Source organism: Merdimonas faecis, assembly GCF_001754075.1.
Classification (GTDB): domain Bacteria; phylum Bacillota; class Clostridia; order Lachnospirales; family Lachnospiraceae; genus Merdimonas; species Merdimonas faecis.
In genome coordinates, this window is the sequence record NZ_MIEH01000010.1 from 52,277 (window position 1) to 66,362 (window position 14,086).

At 54.3% G+C, this 14,086-nt stretch carries 15 protein-coding genes; all 15 read left to right on the plus strand.

Features of this window, described 5'->3' with window-relative positions; genetic code table 11:
- Genes cobI through BKD12_RS04925 form a run of 15 tightly spaced genes read left to right on the plus strand, consistent with a single transcriptional unit; the run spans position 1 to position 14,081 of the window.
- Positions 1 to 696 carry a precorrin-2 C(20)-methyltransferase gene (gene cobI / locus BKD12_RS04860; RefSeq protein ID WP_070088200.1) on the plus strand — a complete coding sequence of 232 codons (696 nt, stop codon included), beginning with the start codon at positions 1 to 3 and terminating at the stop codon, positions 694 to 696.
- Positions 693 to 1,451 carry a precorrin-4 C(11)-methyltransferase gene (gene cobM / locus BKD12_RS04865; RefSeq protein ID WP_070088201.1) on the plus strand — a complete coding sequence of 253 codons (759 nt, stop codon included), beginning with the start codon at positions 693 to 695 and terminating at the stop codon, positions 1,449 to 1,451. The genes cobI and cobM overlap by 4 nt, the downstream gene beginning before the upstream one ends.
- A gap of 19 nt (positions 1,452 to 1,470) precedes the next feature.
- The gene (locus BKD12_RS04870) at positions 1,471 to 2,544 is read left to right on the plus strand and encodes a cobalt-precorrin 5A hydrolase (protein WP_070088202.1); all 1,074 of its coding nucleotides are present in this window, start codon (positions 1,471 to 1,473) and stop codon (positions 2,542 to 2,544) included.
- The gene (gene cobJ / locus BKD12_RS04875; RefSeq protein ID WP_070088203.1) at positions 2,459 to 3,187 is read left to right on the plus strand and encodes a precorrin-3B C(17)-methyltransferase; all 729 of its coding nucleotides are present in this window, start codon (positions 2,459 to 2,461) and stop codon (positions 3,185 to 3,187) included. Before BKD12_RS04870 ends, cobJ begins: the two co-directional genes overlap by 86 nt.
- A complete protein-coding gene (locus BKD12_RS04880; RefSeq protein WP_070088204.1) occupies positions 3,184 to 5,220 on the plus strand; it encodes a bifunctional cobalt-precorrin-7 (C(5))-methyltransferase/cobalt-precorrin-6B (C(15))-methyltransferase in 2,037 nt (678 codons plus the stop codon). The genes cobJ and BKD12_RS04880 overlap by 4 nt, the downstream gene beginning before the upstream one ends.
- Entirely contained in the window at positions 5,217 to 6,611 is a 1,395-nt protein-coding gene (locus BKD12_RS04885; RefSeq protein WP_070088205.1) for a cobyrinic acid a,c-diamide synthase CobB, read from the plus strand. Before BKD12_RS04880 ends, BKD12_RS04885 begins: the two co-directional genes overlap by 4 nt.
- Positions 6,584 to 7,675 (plus strand): nicotinate-nucleotide--dimethylbenzimidazole phosphoribosyltransferase, encoded by a 1,092-nt coding sequence (cobT, locus tag BKD12_RS04890; RefSeq protein ID WP_070088206.1) that lies wholly within the window; start codon positions 6,584 to 6,586, stop codon positions 7,673 to 7,675. Before BKD12_RS04885 ends, cobT begins: the two co-directional genes overlap by 28 nt.
- The gene (locus BKD12_RS04895) at positions 7,675 to 8,229 is read left to right on the plus strand and encodes a bifunctional adenosylcobinamide kinase/adenosylcobinamide-phosphate guanylyltransferase (protein WP_070088207.1); all 555 of its coding nucleotides are present in this window, start codon (positions 7,675 to 7,677) and stop codon (positions 8,227 to 8,229) included. The genes cobT and BKD12_RS04895 overlap by 1 nt, the downstream gene beginning before the upstream one ends.
- 38 nt (positions 8,230 to 8,267) lie before the next feature.
- On the plus strand, positions 8,268 to 9,023 hold the full coding sequence (locus tag BKD12_RS04900) for an adenosylcobinamide-GDP ribazoletransferase (protein ID WP_242872707.1): 756 nt from the start codon (positions 8,268 to 8,270) through the stop codon (positions 9,021 to 9,023).
- 1 nt (position 9,024) lies between these two features.
- Entirely contained in the window at positions 9,025 to 9,402 is a 378-nt protein-coding gene (locus tag BKD12_RS04905; RefSeq protein ID WP_070088209.1) for a bifunctional adenosylcobinamide kinase/adenosylcobinamide-phosphate guanylyltransferase, read from the plus strand.
- On the plus strand, positions 9,399 to 10,085 hold the full coding sequence (locus tag BKD12_RS16395; protein WP_242872708.1) for a histidine phosphatase family protein: 687 nt from the start codon (positions 9,399 to 9,401) through the stop codon (positions 10,083 to 10,085). The genes BKD12_RS04905 and BKD12_RS16395 overlap by 4 nt, the downstream gene beginning before the upstream one ends.
- The gene (gene cbiB / locus BKD12_RS04910; RefSeq protein WP_242872712.1) at positions 9,976 to 10,893 is read left to right on the plus strand and encodes an adenosylcobinamide-phosphate synthase CbiB; all 918 of its coding nucleotides are present in this window, start codon (positions 9,976 to 9,978) and stop codon (positions 10,891 to 10,893) included. The genes BKD12_RS16395 and cbiB overlap by 110 nt, the downstream gene beginning before the upstream one ends.
- Before the next feature lie 15 nt (positions 10,894 to 10,908).
- On the plus strand, positions 10,909 to 11,949 hold the full coding sequence (locus BKD12_RS04915) for a pyridoxal phosphate-dependent aminotransferase (RefSeq protein WP_070088211.1): 1,041 nt from the start codon (positions 10,909 to 10,911) through the stop codon (positions 11,947 to 11,949).
- A complete protein-coding gene (locus tag BKD12_RS04920; protein ID WP_070088212.1) occupies positions 11,931 to 13,448 on the plus strand; it encodes a cobyric acid synthase in 1,518 nt (505 codons plus the stop codon). The genes BKD12_RS04915 and BKD12_RS04920 overlap by 19 nt, the downstream gene beginning before the upstream one ends.
- A gap of 3 nt (positions 13,449 to 13,451) precedes the next feature.
- Positions 13,452 to 14,081, plus strand: a complete 630-nt coding sequence (locus BKD12_RS04925) for a precorrin-8X methylmutase (protein ID WP_070088213.1) — start codon at positions 13,452 to 13,454, stop codon at positions 14,079 to 14,081.
- Positions 14,082 to 14,086: the final 5 nt, after the last annotated feature.

Below are 14,086 nucleotides of genomic sequence, written 5' to 3' on the forward strand. Positions count from 1 at the left end.
ATGGCAGGAAGATTGTATGGTGTGGGCGTGGGTCCGGGAGATCCGGAGCTCATGACGATAAAAGCATGCAAGATCATAAGAAACTGTCCGGTGATCGCAGTGCCGGGAAAGGCGCCGGAGGAGACAGTGGCATACCAGATCGCGGCCGGAGCGGAACCGGCCGTCAGAGAAAAAGAACTTCTGGGGATCCATATGCCGATGACGAAGGATCCGAAAATATTGGAAGAGAGCCACAGGGCTGCGGTGAAAAAGCTGAAGGAAGAGCTGGATGCCGGAAAGGATGTGGCATTTCTGACACTGGGAGATCCTACGGTATATTCGACCTATCTCTATGTTCACCAGGAGCTTCGGGAGGCGGGATACCAGACAGAAATCATAAGCGGGATCCCCTCTTTTTGCGCGGCGGCAGCCAGGGTGCAGATGGGAATCGGGGAAAAGGCGGAGCAGATCCACATTGTGCCGGCCTCCTATCAGATCCAGGAGGCGCTGGAGCTTCCGGGGACAAAGATCCTGATGAAAGCCGGGCGGCAGTACGGGAAGGTGAAAGAACAGCTCCTTTCGGCGGACATGGATGTGGTAATGGTGGAAAACTGTGGTATGGAAGGGGAAAGAATTTTCCATGGCGCAGAAGAGATGCCGGAGGAAGCCGGATACTATACGCTGATATTTGTGAAAGATAAAGGAGAACGGGTATGATACATTTTGTAGGGGCTGGTCCTGGAGCGCCGGATCTGATCACGGTGCGGGGACAGCGTTTATTACAAGAAGCAGATCAGGTGATCTACGCCGGATCGTTGGTAAATCCAGAACTTTTGAAGCTGACAAAAGAAGGATGCCGGATTTATAACAGTGCGGTAATGACTCTGGAAGAAGTACTTATTCAGATGCAGGAGGGAGAAGAAAAGGGCTGGATGACAGTCCGCCTGCATACCGGGGATCCGTCCTTGTATGGAGCGGTCAGGGAGCAGATGGACCGACTGGATGAGCTTGGAATCTCCTATGATTCCTGTCCGGGCGTCAGCTCCTTTAGCGGTGCGGCCGCGGCGCTGAACCTGGAGTATACGCTGCCGGATGTGTCCCAGAGCGTGGTCATTACCCGGATGGAAGGCCGAACCCCTGTGCCGGAAAAGGAAAAAGTACGCTCCTTTGCCGGGCATCAGTCCACTATGGTGTTGTTTTTAAGCGCCGGGCTTTTGAAAGAACTGGAAGCAGAGCTTCTGGCAGGCGGATATGCTCCGGAAACTCCGGCAGCCATCGTCTATAAGGCGACCTGGCCGGAGGAAGAATGTCACATCTGTACGGTAGGGACGCTTGCCGATACGGCGGCCGCGCACCAGATCACCAAGACGGCGCTGATCATCGTGGGGGACGTGGTGCGGTGCCGGCATTACAGCCGGTCCAGGCTGTATGACCCTACATTTACGACAGAATACCGGAAAGGCAGCCAGTAAAAGGCAAGAGGATGAAGGAATGAAAGCAGCAGTCATCAGTTTTACGAAAGCAGGCTATGAGCTGGGGAGGAGGATCCGTGACTGGCTCCAGGAACAAGGTTATGAAGCCGAGGCGGCGGTCAAATGCAGGGATCTGGAAGAATCCATTCCCGAATCTCTGGATCAGTGGACGAGAGAACGGTTTGCGGAGGTGGACGCGCTTGTCTATGTGGGGGCAGCAGGGATCGCCGTGCGTGCCATCGCACCCTATGTGCAGGCCAAGACCCTGGACCCTGCGGTGCTGGTCATCGATGAACAGGGCGCCTACTGTATCCCGCTTCTGTCCGGCCATCTTGGAGGCGCCAATGAGCTGGCCCTTGCTCTGGCAGCAGCCTTTGGGATGGAGCCGGTGGTGACAACGGCCACGGACCGGAACGGGAAATGGGCGGTGGATGTATTTGCCAAAAAGAACGGCCTCTTGATCCGGGACATGGAAAAGGCGAAACGGATCTCAGCGGATCTGCTGGCCGGAAAAGAGATCCGGATCAAGATGGAGGACGGCAAAGAAACGCAGGAGGAGCCGGACGTTTATATCGGACTTCTGGAACATCCGGGCTGGCGACGCGCCTTGTATCTGATCCCCAAGACCGGAGTATTAGGCATCGGCTGCCGAAAAGGGGTGTCTTTGGAGCAGATTGAGGAGGCTGTGGTGGAAACGTTGGAAGCCTTTCATGTCTGTCCGGAGTGTATTGGGGCTGTCGCTACCATCGACCGGAAGGCAGAAGAGCCGGGGCTTTTGGAATATTGCAGGGAAAAGGGAATTAGCTTACTGTCGTTTTCGGCGGAGGAGCTTTCGGAAGTGGAAGGAAAATTTTCTTCTTCCGAATTTGTCCGCCAGGTAACGGGAATCGATAACGTCTGCGAGCGGAGCGCGGTGAAAGCTTCGAAAGGCGGGAAGCTTCTGATCCCCAAACAGAAAAAAGACCAAGTGACGGCGGCCCTTGCCGTGACAGAATGGAGTGTGGAATTTGAAGAAAGTATATGTGGTGGGCATGGGTCCGGGAAGCCAGGAACAGATGACGGAAAAAGCCCGGGAGGTATTCGCATCCTGTGAGGTAATCGCAGGCTATACCGTGTATGTAGAACTTTTAAAAGAAGCCTATCCCGGGGCAGAATATATCACCACCCCCATGCGTCAGGAGGTGGAGCGGTGCCGTCTGGCCTTCGAGTCGGCAGCGGAAGGGAAAACCACCGCCATGGTGTGTAGCGGCGACGCCGGGATTTATGGAATGGCGGGACTGATGTATGAAGTGGGTGAGGAGTATCCACAGGTAGAGATCGAGGTCGTGCCGGGAGTGACGGCAGCCCTTGGCGGCGCGGCTGTCCTTGGAGCGCCCCTGGGGCATGATCTTTGTATCATCAGCCTGAGCGATCTTCTGACGCCCTGGGAGACGATTGAGAAACGGCTTCTTTCGGCGGCAGCGGCAGATTTTGTGATCTGCCTCTACAATCCGGCCAGCCGGAAGCGGAAGGACTACCTGAAAAAAGCCTGTGAGATATTAATGAACCATAAACCGGCAGATACCGTGTGCGGGATCGTAAGAAATATCGCAAGAGAGGGCGAGTCGTTTCAGATTCTTACTCTGGGAGAATTAAAAGACGCAGAGGCAGACATGTTTTCCACGGTTTACATCGGCAATCACGAGACGAAGGTGGTTCGGGGACGGATGGTTACACCGAGAGGATATCAGCTATGACAGAGAAAAAGATTTTGATTTTTGGAGGGACAACAGAAGGGCGGAAGCTGACAGAGTACCTGGCAGCAAGGAAGGTCAGAGTCCATGTCTGTGTGGCGACGGCCTACGGGGAGAGCCTGCTTCCGGAGAGTGAATCTGTGACGGCAGAGAGCAGCCGGATGGATGTATCCGAGATGTGCCATAGGATCCGGGAGTATGAGCCGGCCTTCGTTGTGGACGCCACGCATCCGTATGCCAGGGAAGTTTCTCGCAATATAAAACAGGCCTGTGAATCCTGCGGGAAATCCTATCTTCGGCTTCTGCGGGAAGAGGGGACTTCCCTTCCAGAGCATGACGGGGCAAAAGACGGGACCGCCGCAGGGACGGACGACAGGATCGTCTGGGTAGAGAGTGCAAAAGAAGCAGCAGAATATCTGGCGGACAAGGAAGGAAAGATCCTTTTGACTACCGGAAGCAAGGAGCTTGAAGCATTTACACGGATTCCGGATTACCGGGAGAGGGTCTATGCACGGGTACTGTCCCTGCCCTCGGTGGTGGAAAAATGCCATAGCCTTGGACTGGAAGGACGGCATCTCATCTGTATGCAGGGGCCGTTTTCAGCGGAATTGAATCTGGCCATGCTCCGGGAGTTCAAGATCCGTTTCCTGGTGACTAAGGAGGCAGGGAGCACAGGCGGCTTTCCGGAAAAATGTGAGGCGGCCGAAAAAGCCGGCGCAGTGCTTGTGGTCATTGGCCGGCCGGAGGAAAGAGAAGGATTTTTGGAAGAAGAACTCTATGCCTATCTGAAGCAGGAGCTGTCCCTTTCTGACAGCTGGGAACTGGCAATCGTGGGAATCGGCATGGGTGCAGAAGAGTCTCTGACGCTGGAAGGGAAAAAGGCCTGCCGGGAGGCCGGGCTTTTGATTGGCGCCAGACGGATGCTGGAAGCTGTGGCAATAGAAGGACAGGTCACGGAAGAAGCCTATCTGCCGGGAGACATTCTGGCGGCGGTGAAGCGCTACCCTTCGATCCGGAGGGCAGCGGTGGTGCTGTCCGGGGATCCGGGCTTTTACAGCGGGGCAAAAAGACTTTTGGAAGCGCTTCAGGAAGAGCCGGACTTCCAGGTACGGGTGATACCGGGAATTTCTTCCGTCTCTTATTTCTGCGCGAAGCTTCACACCAGCTGGGAGGATGCGGCAGTTCTAAGCCTCCATGGACGGGAAGACAACCTGATCTGGGCGGTGGAGCGTCATAAGAAGACCATTGTGCTGGGAAGCGGGGCGGAGAGCGTCCGTAAGATCTGCGAGACCTTAAAGGTCTATGGATATGGAACTCTGACCATGACGGCAGGAGCCAGACTTTCCTATCCGGAGGAAGATATCCGTAAGGGAAGCGCCGAAGAGATGTCTTCCTACGAGGGCGAAGGCCCGGTGATCCTTCTGATTGAAAATCCGGATGGCGGAGAGAGCGCTTATGGCCCCGGTGTTCCAGATGAGGCTTTCGTAAGAGGAAAGGTGCCGATGACAAAGGAAGAGATTCGATGCGTTGCCCTTTCCAAGCTTCGGCTTGGAGAAACTTCGGTAGTCTATGACATCGGCGCGGGTACCGGATCTGTAGCCGTAGAAGCTGCACGGATGGCTTTTCGCGGCCATGTGTATGCGGTAGAAAGGAACCCGGAAGGGCTTAAGCTTATCCGGGAGAATCAGGAAGCTCTGCGGGCAGCAGGCCTTACAGTGGTTTCAGGAGAAGCACCGGAGGCTCTGGAGGGGCTACCGGCGCCGGACCAGGTATTTATCGGAGGAAGCGGCGGAAGGCTTTCAGAAATCCTTGCAGCGGTGCTTCGGAAGAATCCGTGCGTCCGGGTGGTGCTCACAGCCATTTCTCTGGAAACGGTGGCAGAGGCGAAGGCCTGTATGGAAAAGATCCGGCACCGGGAAGAGGACGTGGTGCAGGTGTCCGTAAGCCGGGCAAGAAAAGCAGGAAACTATCATCTGATGACCGGGTTAAACCCGGTATGGATCTTTAGTTTTACCTGTGACGAGGAGGAACAATGAACACAAAACTTCCAAGAATCATGATCGCGGCGCCGGGGAGCGGCTCGGGAAAGACCATGCTGACCTGCGCCCTTCTCGCAGCCTGGAAAGAAAAAGGATTACGCCTTATTTCCTATAAATGCGGTCCGGATTATATCGATCCCATGTTTCACCGGGAAGCCTTAGGAGTCGGCAGCGCTAATCTTGATACGTTTTTATGCGGAAAGGATTATATCCGCCGGAGACTTCTGAAGAATGCAAAAAAAGCAGAGCTTGCGGTGCTGGAAGGCGTGATGGGATATTACGACGGCATCGGCGGGATCTCAGATGGAGCCAGCTCTTATGAGGTGGCGGACGCGACGGGAACGCCGGTGGTCCTGGTGGTGGACGGTCGGGGAAAGAGCCTTTCTCTGGCAGCGGAGATCCAGGGATTTCAAAACTTCCGGAAAGAAAGCCATATCCGGGGTGTGATCCTGAATCGGATCTCGCCTTCCATGTATCCCAGATTAAAAGAAATGATCGAGGAACAGACCGGACTTCTGGTGTACGGCTATCTTCCGGAGAAAAAGGAGCTTCAGGTAGAAAGCCGGTATCTGGGGCTTCGGCTTCCCGGAGAGATGGAAACGATGAAGGAGACGCTGAAGCGTTTGGGAAGCCAGGCAGAAGAGACCATCGACCTTGCAGGACTCCTTTCCCTGGCAGAAACAGCCGGGATGATGGAAGAGGAAGAGCGCCGGACATCCAAAGGATGCGGGGAGACTGACGGAAAAGTGCCTGCAAAAGAAAAAGTCCGGATCGGGATCGCAAAGGATGAAGCCTTCTGTTTCTTTTATCAGGACAACCTAAAGATTCTGGAAGATATGGGGGCAGAGCTTGTGTATTTTTCCCCGCTTCGGGATGAAAAGATTCCGGCAGACGTGGACGGACTCATCTTTTACGGCGGCTACCCGGAATTGTATGCCGAAAAGCTTAGCCGGAACAGTTCCATGCGAGACAGCGTTCACATGGCAGTGAACGAGGGGCTTCCCTGTATCGGAGAGTGCGGAGGTTTCTTATATTTGCAGGAATATCTGGAAACAAAAGAGGGACAGCGTTTTCCCATGACGGGTGTATTACCCGGAGGGAGCCATTACACAGGGCGTCTTTTAAGATTCGGCTATGTGACCCTGTCCGGCGGGACGGCCTTTGGAGGGGATGCAGGAGAGATCCCGGCGCATGAATTTCACTATTATGATTCCACGGATGCAGGAAATGCGTATCTGGCAAGCAAGCCACTGTCCAAAAGAAGCTGGAGATGTATCGTCAGCACCGGGCGTCTGTGGGCGGGTTATCCGCACATTCACTATGGAGGAAACCGGAAGTTTGCAGAAAACTTTCTGGATGTATGCAGGAACAGGAGGAAGGAGCTTTGAATCAGGAAACAGATTTGGAACAGGTCATCCGGCAGATCAGACCGCTGGATGAACATGCCATGGAACAGGCAAAGAAGCAGTGGAATTCTATTGCAAAGCCGCTGCACAGCTTAGGAAAGCTGGAAGAGCACATCATCCGGATCGCCGGGATCACTGGAGATCCGGATGTGAAGATCGAAGAAAAGGCTCTGATCGTTATGTGTGCGGACAACGGAGTGGTAGAAGAAGGCGTGACCCAGACGGGGCAGGAAGTGACGGCCATCGTGGCGGAGAATTTCCTGTCCGGAGAAACCAGTGCGGCTATTATGTGTAAGAAAGCGGGAGCCAGGATCCTTCCTATCGATATTGGCATGGCAGGAAAAACAAAAGTGCCGGACCATAAGGTGGCCTGCGGTACCAGGAATTTTGCAAAGGAGCCTGCCATGACAAGGGAGCAGGCGCTTCAAAGTATCCTGACCGGAGTCCGGATCGTGGAGGAACAAAAAAAGGCGGGCGTGGCGCTTCTGGCCACCGGAGAGATGGGCATCGGAAATACCACCACCAGCAGCGCGGTGCTTGCGGCTCTTCTTCAGATAGATCCGGAAAAAGTGACGGGAAGAGGCGCCGGGCTTACCAGCGCGGGGCTTTCCAGAAAGATCCAGGTGATCCGCCAGGCGCTTGCCTTACATAAGCCGGACGCGAACGATCCGGTGGATGTACTCGCAAAGGTGGGCGGCTTTGATATCGGCGGCCTTGCGGGCGTGTATCTGGGAGCGGCAAAGATGCGTCTTCCGGTGCTGATCGACGGATTTATCTCCGGGACGGCGGCGCTTCTTGCCTGCAGGCTTTGTCCGGAGGCAAAGGAATATATGATCGCCTCTCACAAATCCAAGGAGCCGGGAATGCAGATCCTCCTGAAGGCGCTGGGGCTTTCTGCGTCTCTGGACTGCGATATGTGCCTGGGAGAAGGCACCGGGGCCGTGGCCTTTTTCCCGGTGCTTGACATGGCGGCGGCAGTCTACCGTCAGATGAGCACCTTTGCGGACATTCAGGTAGAAGAATATCAGGAGCTGGGAGATAAATAATGATACATTTGATCACAGGCGGAAGCGGAAGCGGAAAGTCCGTTTATGCGGAGAATTGGCTGATCCGGCAGGGCGGCCGGGAAGCGTGCGGGAAAGAGAAGCCCTTTCTCTATATTGCGACCATGCGTCCCTTCGGGCAGGAGAGCAGACAGAAAATTTTGCGCCACAGAAATCAGCGGGCCGGGAAGGGCTTTGCCACCCTGGAGTGCTACCAGGATCTGGAAGCCCTGGAGATTCCGGAAAATGCAGGGATCCTGCTGGAATGTGTCATGAACCTGACGGCCAATGAATCTTACCGGGAAGACGAAAAAGATGCACAGGAAAAAGGGGAAGATAAGGTGGCAGAAAAGGTGCTGGAAGGAATCCGTCACCTTTCGGAACATACGGCGTATCTGGCTGTAGTGACAGGGCAGGTGGATGGGGACATTGATTCCTATTCGGAGGAAACCAGAACCTATCAGAAGATTCTGGGAGAGACCAATCAGAAGATCGGAGAGATGGCCGATCAGATCACGGAGGTGGTGTACGGGATCCCCGTACCGTTGAAAGTATGAAAAGCAGAGTGTGGAATAGTTTTCAAATTGCATGTTCGATGTACAGTAAGATCCCTGTGCCCCCTGCAGACTGGACCAAAGAAAACAAGGCTTATGTGATGTGCTTTTTCCCCTGGGTGGGGGCTGTGATCGGAGCGCTGACTTATGCCGTGTATTCCCTGAAAGAGTGGATGCATCAGGCCGGATTTGGATTTCCGGACTTCTTTTTTACGGCGCTTCTGGTGCTGATTCCTGTATGGGTTACCGGTGGGATTCATCTGGATGGCTATCTGGATACTCAGGATGCCCTTCATTCCTACCAATCCAGGGAGCGGAAGCTGGAGATATTGAAGGACCCGCATACGGGAGCCTTTGCGGTGATCGCCGGGATTTGCTATTTTGTGCTGGATCTGGGGATTTACAGCGGTCTGACGGCAGAAAGTGTCCGGGTGATCGCGGCAGGTTTTGTGTTGTCGCGGGCGCTTAGCGGACTTTCCGTCGTCTGCTTTCCCCAGGCAAGAAAAAAGGGAATAGCTGCGGATTTCTCTGATGGAGCGAAGAAGAAGGGAAGCTGTCTTGTGCTGATCCTATATGTGATCCTGGCCGCCGGAGTGATGATCTTTGCCGGAGGCGTGCCGGGAGTGTCTGCTGTCCTGGCCGCCGGGGGTGTATTCCTCTATTATGCGCGGATGACCAGACGGATTTTTGGTGGCATGACAGGAGACCTGGCCGGGTATTTTCTCCAGCTTTGTGAAATCTGGATGGCAGCGGCGGCAGTGATTGCCGATATCTTATGGAAAGGAGCGGGCTGGTAAAATGGAACTGATCGTAGGAGGAGCCTATCAGGGGAAAACAGAGTATGCCAGACGTTTATTCCCGGACATTTCCTGGGCAGACGGAGAAGACTGCTCCTTTGAGGAGCTCTGTCAGTGTCAGGGGATCCTGAAATTTCACCACTATCTGGAACGGCGGATGGCAGCAGGAGAGTCGGTGGCGGATCTGGCGGAAATTCTGTATCAGGAGAATCCGGAGCTGGTGATCGTGACCGATGAGATCGGCTGCGGCATCGTGCCTATGGATCCCTTCCAGAGGGAAGTAAGGGAGCAGACCGGGCGGGTCTGCACGGCGCTTGCAGGGAAGGCCAGCCGGGTTCACCGGGTAATCTGCGGTATAGGGACGGTGATCAAGGGATGATAAGGATGTATCTCATCCGGCACGGCAGTACGCCGGGGAACAGGGAACACCAGTATATCGGAAGGACAGAGGAAGACCTGTGTGAGGAAGGAATCCTTGCTCTGAAAGGACAGGAGGCGCCGGAGGTTCAAAGGATTTATGCAAGTCCGATGCGGCGGTGCATCCAGACAGCGAAGATCCTGTATCCGGGGCGGGCTCCGGTAAAGATCGAAGAATTCCGGGAATGTGATTTCGGAAGCTTTGAGGGAAAAAATTATCAGGATCTAAGCGGGGATCCGGTGTATCAGGCCTGGATCGACAGCGGCGGGACGCTTGGATTCCCGGGAGGAGAGGAGCCCGGCGGATTCCGGAGACGCTGCGTGGAAGGATTTGATAAGGTGCTGGAAGACTGCCGGCGGGATGGCATAGAGACGGCGGCTCTGATCGTCCATGGAGGCACCATCATGAGCATCATGGAGGCTTATGCCAGACCTAAGGGCTCTTATTATGATTTTCAAGTGGGAAATGGAGAGGGATATGAACTGGTTATTACAGATGACGGTGCCGGTACTTGCGGGATTTGTCCTGGATCTTTTGCTGGGGGACCCGGCATGGCTCTATCATCCGGTGCGGCTGATCGGGCTTCTGATCGAAAAGGGAGAAAAAATTATCAGAAAATGTCTGCCAAAGACCAGAGGCGGTGAGCGCCTGGGCGGAGTGGTCCTGGTGATTTTCGTAGTGAGTATAAGCGCGCTCGTTCCTCTGGGGATCCTTTTGGCGGTGTACCGCTTTTTTGTCCCCCTGGGACTTTTGATCGAGACCTTTTTCTGCTACCAGATCCTGGCGGTGAAGTCGCTTAAGGTGGAAAGTGACCGGGTCTGCCGGGCGCTAAAGGAAGAGGGCCTGATAAGCGGGCGAAAAGCGGTGTCCATGATCGTGGGAAGGGATACGGAAGAATTATCGGAAGAAGGGGTGACAAAGGCTGCGGTGGAGACGGTGGCCGAGAATACCTCTGACGGCGTGATCGCTCCGCTGTTCTACATGGTGATCGGCGGCGCTGTACTTGGATTTGCCTATAAGGCGGTGAACACCATGGATTCCATGATCGGATATAAGAATGACAAATACCGGTATTTCGGGACGGCAGCGGCAAGGCTTGATGATGCGGCGAACTTTCTTCCCTCCCGGCTTGCGGCGCTTCTGATGATCGCAGCCTCCTTCCTTTTGGGGATGGACGGGCCAGGGGCATTCCGGATCTACTGCCGGGACCGGAAGAATCACAAAAGCCCCAATGCGGCGCAGACGGAGTCTGTCATGGCAGGCGCCCTGGGAGTGGAGCTTGCGGGAAATGCCTGGTATTTTGGGAAACTTTATGAAAAGCCCACCATCGGGGATCCGAAAAGGCCCATTGAGATCGAAGATATCAGAAGGTCCCACCGGCTGCTTTACGGCACCAGTATCCTGGCCCTGGCAGTCTTTATGGGAATCAAATGCTGCCTGCTTTGGCTGTGATGACAGGAGGTTACGATGAAGAAAGAACAGATTCACGGAGGAGATATTTACCGCAACCCGGGGGTGACGGATTTTTCGGTGAACAGTAATCCGCTGGGCGTGCAAAAAGAGGTGCTTTCGGCTCTTAAGGAGCAGCTGGGAGAAATTGCCCATTACCCGGATATTAAGTGCGAGGCGCTGATCCGGGAGATCTGCCGGTTCGAACAGGTGGAAGAGGAGCAGGTGCTCTGTGGAAACGGCGCGGCGGAGCTGTTTTTCGCCGCTGCCTTTGCATTAAAGCCAAAGCATGTGCTGCTTCCCGAGCCTTCCTTTGCGGAGTATGAGCGGTCGCTTCGGTCTGTGGACGCAGTGATCCATGAATATACATTGCGGGAAGAGCAGGATTTTCTGGTGACAGAAGAGATCCTGCAGGCGATCACACCGGAGATGGATCTTTTGATCCTGTGTAATCCCAATAACCCAACCGGGCAGGTGGTGGAGCGCCCGCTGCTTCTTAAGATCCTGAAGCGGTGCAAAGAGGCAGGCGTGACCCTTCTTCTGGATGAGTGCTTTGTGGACTTTCTGGATCATCCGGATCAGGCGACCATGACAGGATTTTTAAAAGAGTATCCTAATCTTCTGATCGTGAAGGCCTTTACCAAGATATTCTGTATGCCGGGACTGAGGCTTGGGTATGGCCTTTGCAGTGACCCGGGCCTGCTGGAAGAGATGGACCGTTTCTTGCAGCCCTGGAATGTGTCGGTGCCGGCGCAGATCGCAGGGGTGGCCGCCATGAAGAATCATAAAGAATATCTGGAAGAAACCCGGATGTTTCTAAAAGAAGAGCGGGAAAAGCTGCGCCGTCAGATGGAAGAACTTGGCGACCGGGTGATCGGCTCCCGGGCCAACTACCTGTTTTTTGCCAGTGAGAAAGGACTTTATGAAAAAGCTCTGGAGGCCGGATTCTTGATACGGAACTGTGGAAATTACAGAGGACTTGGAGAGGGATATTACCGGATCGCCGTCCGGACAAAGGAAGAAAACGAGAGGTGGATCGCATGGCGAAAAGGATTATGATACAAGGAACCATGTCAAATGCAGGAAAGAGTCTGATCTGTGCGGGCCTTTGCAGGATCTTTCATCAGGACGGATACAAGGCGGCGCCCTTTAAATCCCAGAACATGGCATTGAATTCTTTTATCACCGATGATGGACTGGAGATGGGCCGGGCGCAGGTGGTTCAGGCCGAGGCGGCGAAGATCAGACCCAGAGTAGAGATGAATCCCATCCTGCTAAAGCCCACCAACGATACAGGATCTCAGGTCATCGTAAACGGGAAGGTCTGGCAGGATATGAGCGCCCGGGATTATTTTGCCTGCAAGCGCCGGCTGGTCCCGCAGATCCTGGAAGCATACGGGAAGCTGGAAAAGGAGTATGACTTGATCGTTATCGAAGGAGCCGGAAGCCCGGCGGAGATCAATCTGAAAGAAAACGACATCGTCAACATGGGGCTGGCAAAGATGCTGGATGCACCGGTCCTGCTGGTGGGAGATATCGACCGGGGCGGTGTGTTCGCACAGCTTCTGGGAACCCTGATGCTGCTGGAGCAGGAAGAAAGAGAGCGGGTGAAGGGCCTGATCATCAATAAATTCCGGGGAGATAAGACCATCCTGGATCCGGGAATACAGATGCTGGAGGAAAGGTGCCGGGTGCCGGTGCTGGGTGTGACTCCATATCTGCATGTGGATATTGAGGATGAGGACAGCCTGACAGAACGGTTTAGAAAGACAGGCAGCGGCGGAAAGATAGACATTGCGGTGATCCGCACGCCGCGGATCTCCAACTTTACAGATTTTCTTGCATTGGAGCATCTGGAAGAAGTGACCCTTCGGTATGTGGAACATCCCGGGCAGCTAAAACGCCCGGATATGATCCTGCTTCCGGGAACCAAGAATACCATGGGAGACCTGAAATGGATGCGTGAAAATGGGCTGGAAGCGGCCATCTTAAAGGAAGCAGATCAGGGAACGGTCATCTTTGGCATCTGCGGCGGCTATCAGATGTTAGGAGAAGAGCTGCGAGACCCTGATAAAGTGGAAGAAGGAGGAACCATGCGGGGAATGGGACTCCTTCCTCTGGAGACGGTATTTACAAAGGAAAAAACAAGGACCAGGGTCAGCGGAAGGTTCTGCCATGTGGATGGGGCATTAAAGTCATTGGAAGGAAAAGAGCTGGAAGGCTACGAGATCCATATGGGCGTGACCAGAAAAAGGGACGGACAGGAAGAACAGGCAGCTATGAGTCAGATCAAAGACCAGGTCAGCGGCAGGAGGAGCATGGATGGATACAGCCGGGGAAATGTGTACGGCTCCTATATCCATGGCATCTTTGACCGGGAAGGCGTGGCAGAGGAAATCGCAGAAAGCCTGGCAAAAAAGAAAGGCGTAAGCTTAAAGGAGATTAAAAACAAGAGCTTAAAAGACTGGAAAGAAGAACAGTACGACCTGCTGGCAGATGCCCTCAGGGAGCATCTTGACATGAAGGCCATTTATCAGATCTTGGAGGAGGAAGAGTAGTCGATGGAGATTGAGATTGTACGGCCGGAAGAGATCGAGAAGCGGAGTTTCGCGATCATTTCGGAAGAGTTAAAGGCGCAGGGCATGACCCTGCCAGAAGACCAGGAGGCAGTGACCAAGCGGTGCATCCATACCAGCGCAGACTTTGATTATGCCAGAAATCTGACGTTTTCCGAGGGGGCAGTTGAAAAAGCAAAGGAAGCGATCCGTCATGGTGCGTCCATCGTCACGGATACCCAGATGGCCCGGTCCGGCATCAATAAAAGGGTACTGGAGCAATACGGCGGACAAGTATACTGCTTCATGTCGGATACAGATGTGGCAGAGGAGGCGAAGAGGGCCGGTACTACCCGGGCCGTCGCCAGCATGGAGAAGGCCTGTGCCTTAGAAGAGGACCTGATCTTTGCCATCGGCAATGCGCCTACCGCGCTGATCCGTCTGTATGAGCTGATCCGGGAAGGGCGAATCGCTCCCAAACTGGTCATCGGCGCTCCGGTAGGGTTCGTCAATGTGGTGCAGTCCAAGGAGCAGATCCTGACCTTAAAGGATACGCCCTACATCGTGGCCCGGGGAAGAAAGGGCGGCAGCAATATTGCAGCCTGCATCTGCAACGCCTTACTGTATCAATGTTAAAATAC

What these genes read in the sequence shown, in the direction of transcription:
- cobI (WP_070088200.1), top strand. Translation starts at nt 1, where the DNA reads ATGGCAGGAAGATTGTATGGTGTGGGCGTGGGTCCGGGAGATCCGGAG.
- cobM (WP_070088201.1), top strand. Translation starts at nt 693, where the DNA reads ATGATACATTTTGTAGGGGCTGGTCCTGGAGCGCCGGATCTGATCACG.
- BKD12_RS04870 (WP_070088202.1), top strand. Translation starts at nt 1,471, where the DNA reads ATGAAAGCAGCAGTCATCAGTTTTACGAAAGCAGGCTATGAGCTGGGG.
- BKD12_RS04880 (WP_070088204.1), top strand. Translation starts at nt 3,184, where the DNA reads ATGACAGAGAAAAAGATTTTGATTTTTGGAGGGACAACAGAAGGGCGG.
- BKD12_RS04885 (WP_070088205.1), top strand. Translation starts at nt 5,217, where the DNA reads ATGAACACAAAACTTCCAAGAATCATGATCGCGGCGCCGGGGAGCGGC.
- cobT (WP_070088206.1), top strand. Translation starts at nt 6,584, where the DNA reads ATGCAGGAACAGGAGGAAGGAGCTTTGAATCAGGAAACAGATTTGGAA.
- BKD12_RS04895 (WP_070088207.1), top strand. Translation starts at nt 7,675, where the DNA reads ATGATACATTTGATCACAGGCGGAAGCGGAAGCGGAAAGTCCGTTTAT.
- BKD12_RS04900 (WP_242872707.1), top strand. Translation starts at nt 8,268, where the DNA reads ATGTACAGTAAGATCCCTGTGCCCCCTGCAGACTGGACCAAAGAAAAC.
- BKD12_RS04905 (WP_070088209.1), top strand. Translation starts at nt 9,025, where the DNA reads ATGGAACTGATCGTAGGAGGAGCCTATCAGGGGAAAACAGAGTATGCC.
- BKD12_RS16395 (WP_242872708.1), top strand. Translation starts at nt 9,399, where the DNA reads ATGATAAGGATGTATCTCATCCGGCACGGCAGTACGCCGGGGAACAGG.
- BKD12_RS04915 (WP_070088211.1), top strand. Translation starts at nt 10,909, where the DNA reads ATGAAGAAAGAACAGATTCACGGAGGAGATATTTACCGCAACCCGGGG.
- BKD12_RS04920 (WP_070088212.1), top strand. Translation starts at nt 11,931, where the DNA reads ATGGCGAAAAGGATTATGATACAAGGAACCATGTCAAATGCAGGAAAG.
- BKD12_RS04925 (WP_070088213.1), top strand. Translation starts at nt 13,452, where the DNA reads ATGGAGATTGAGATTGTACGGCCGGAAGAGATCGAGAAGCGGAGTTTC.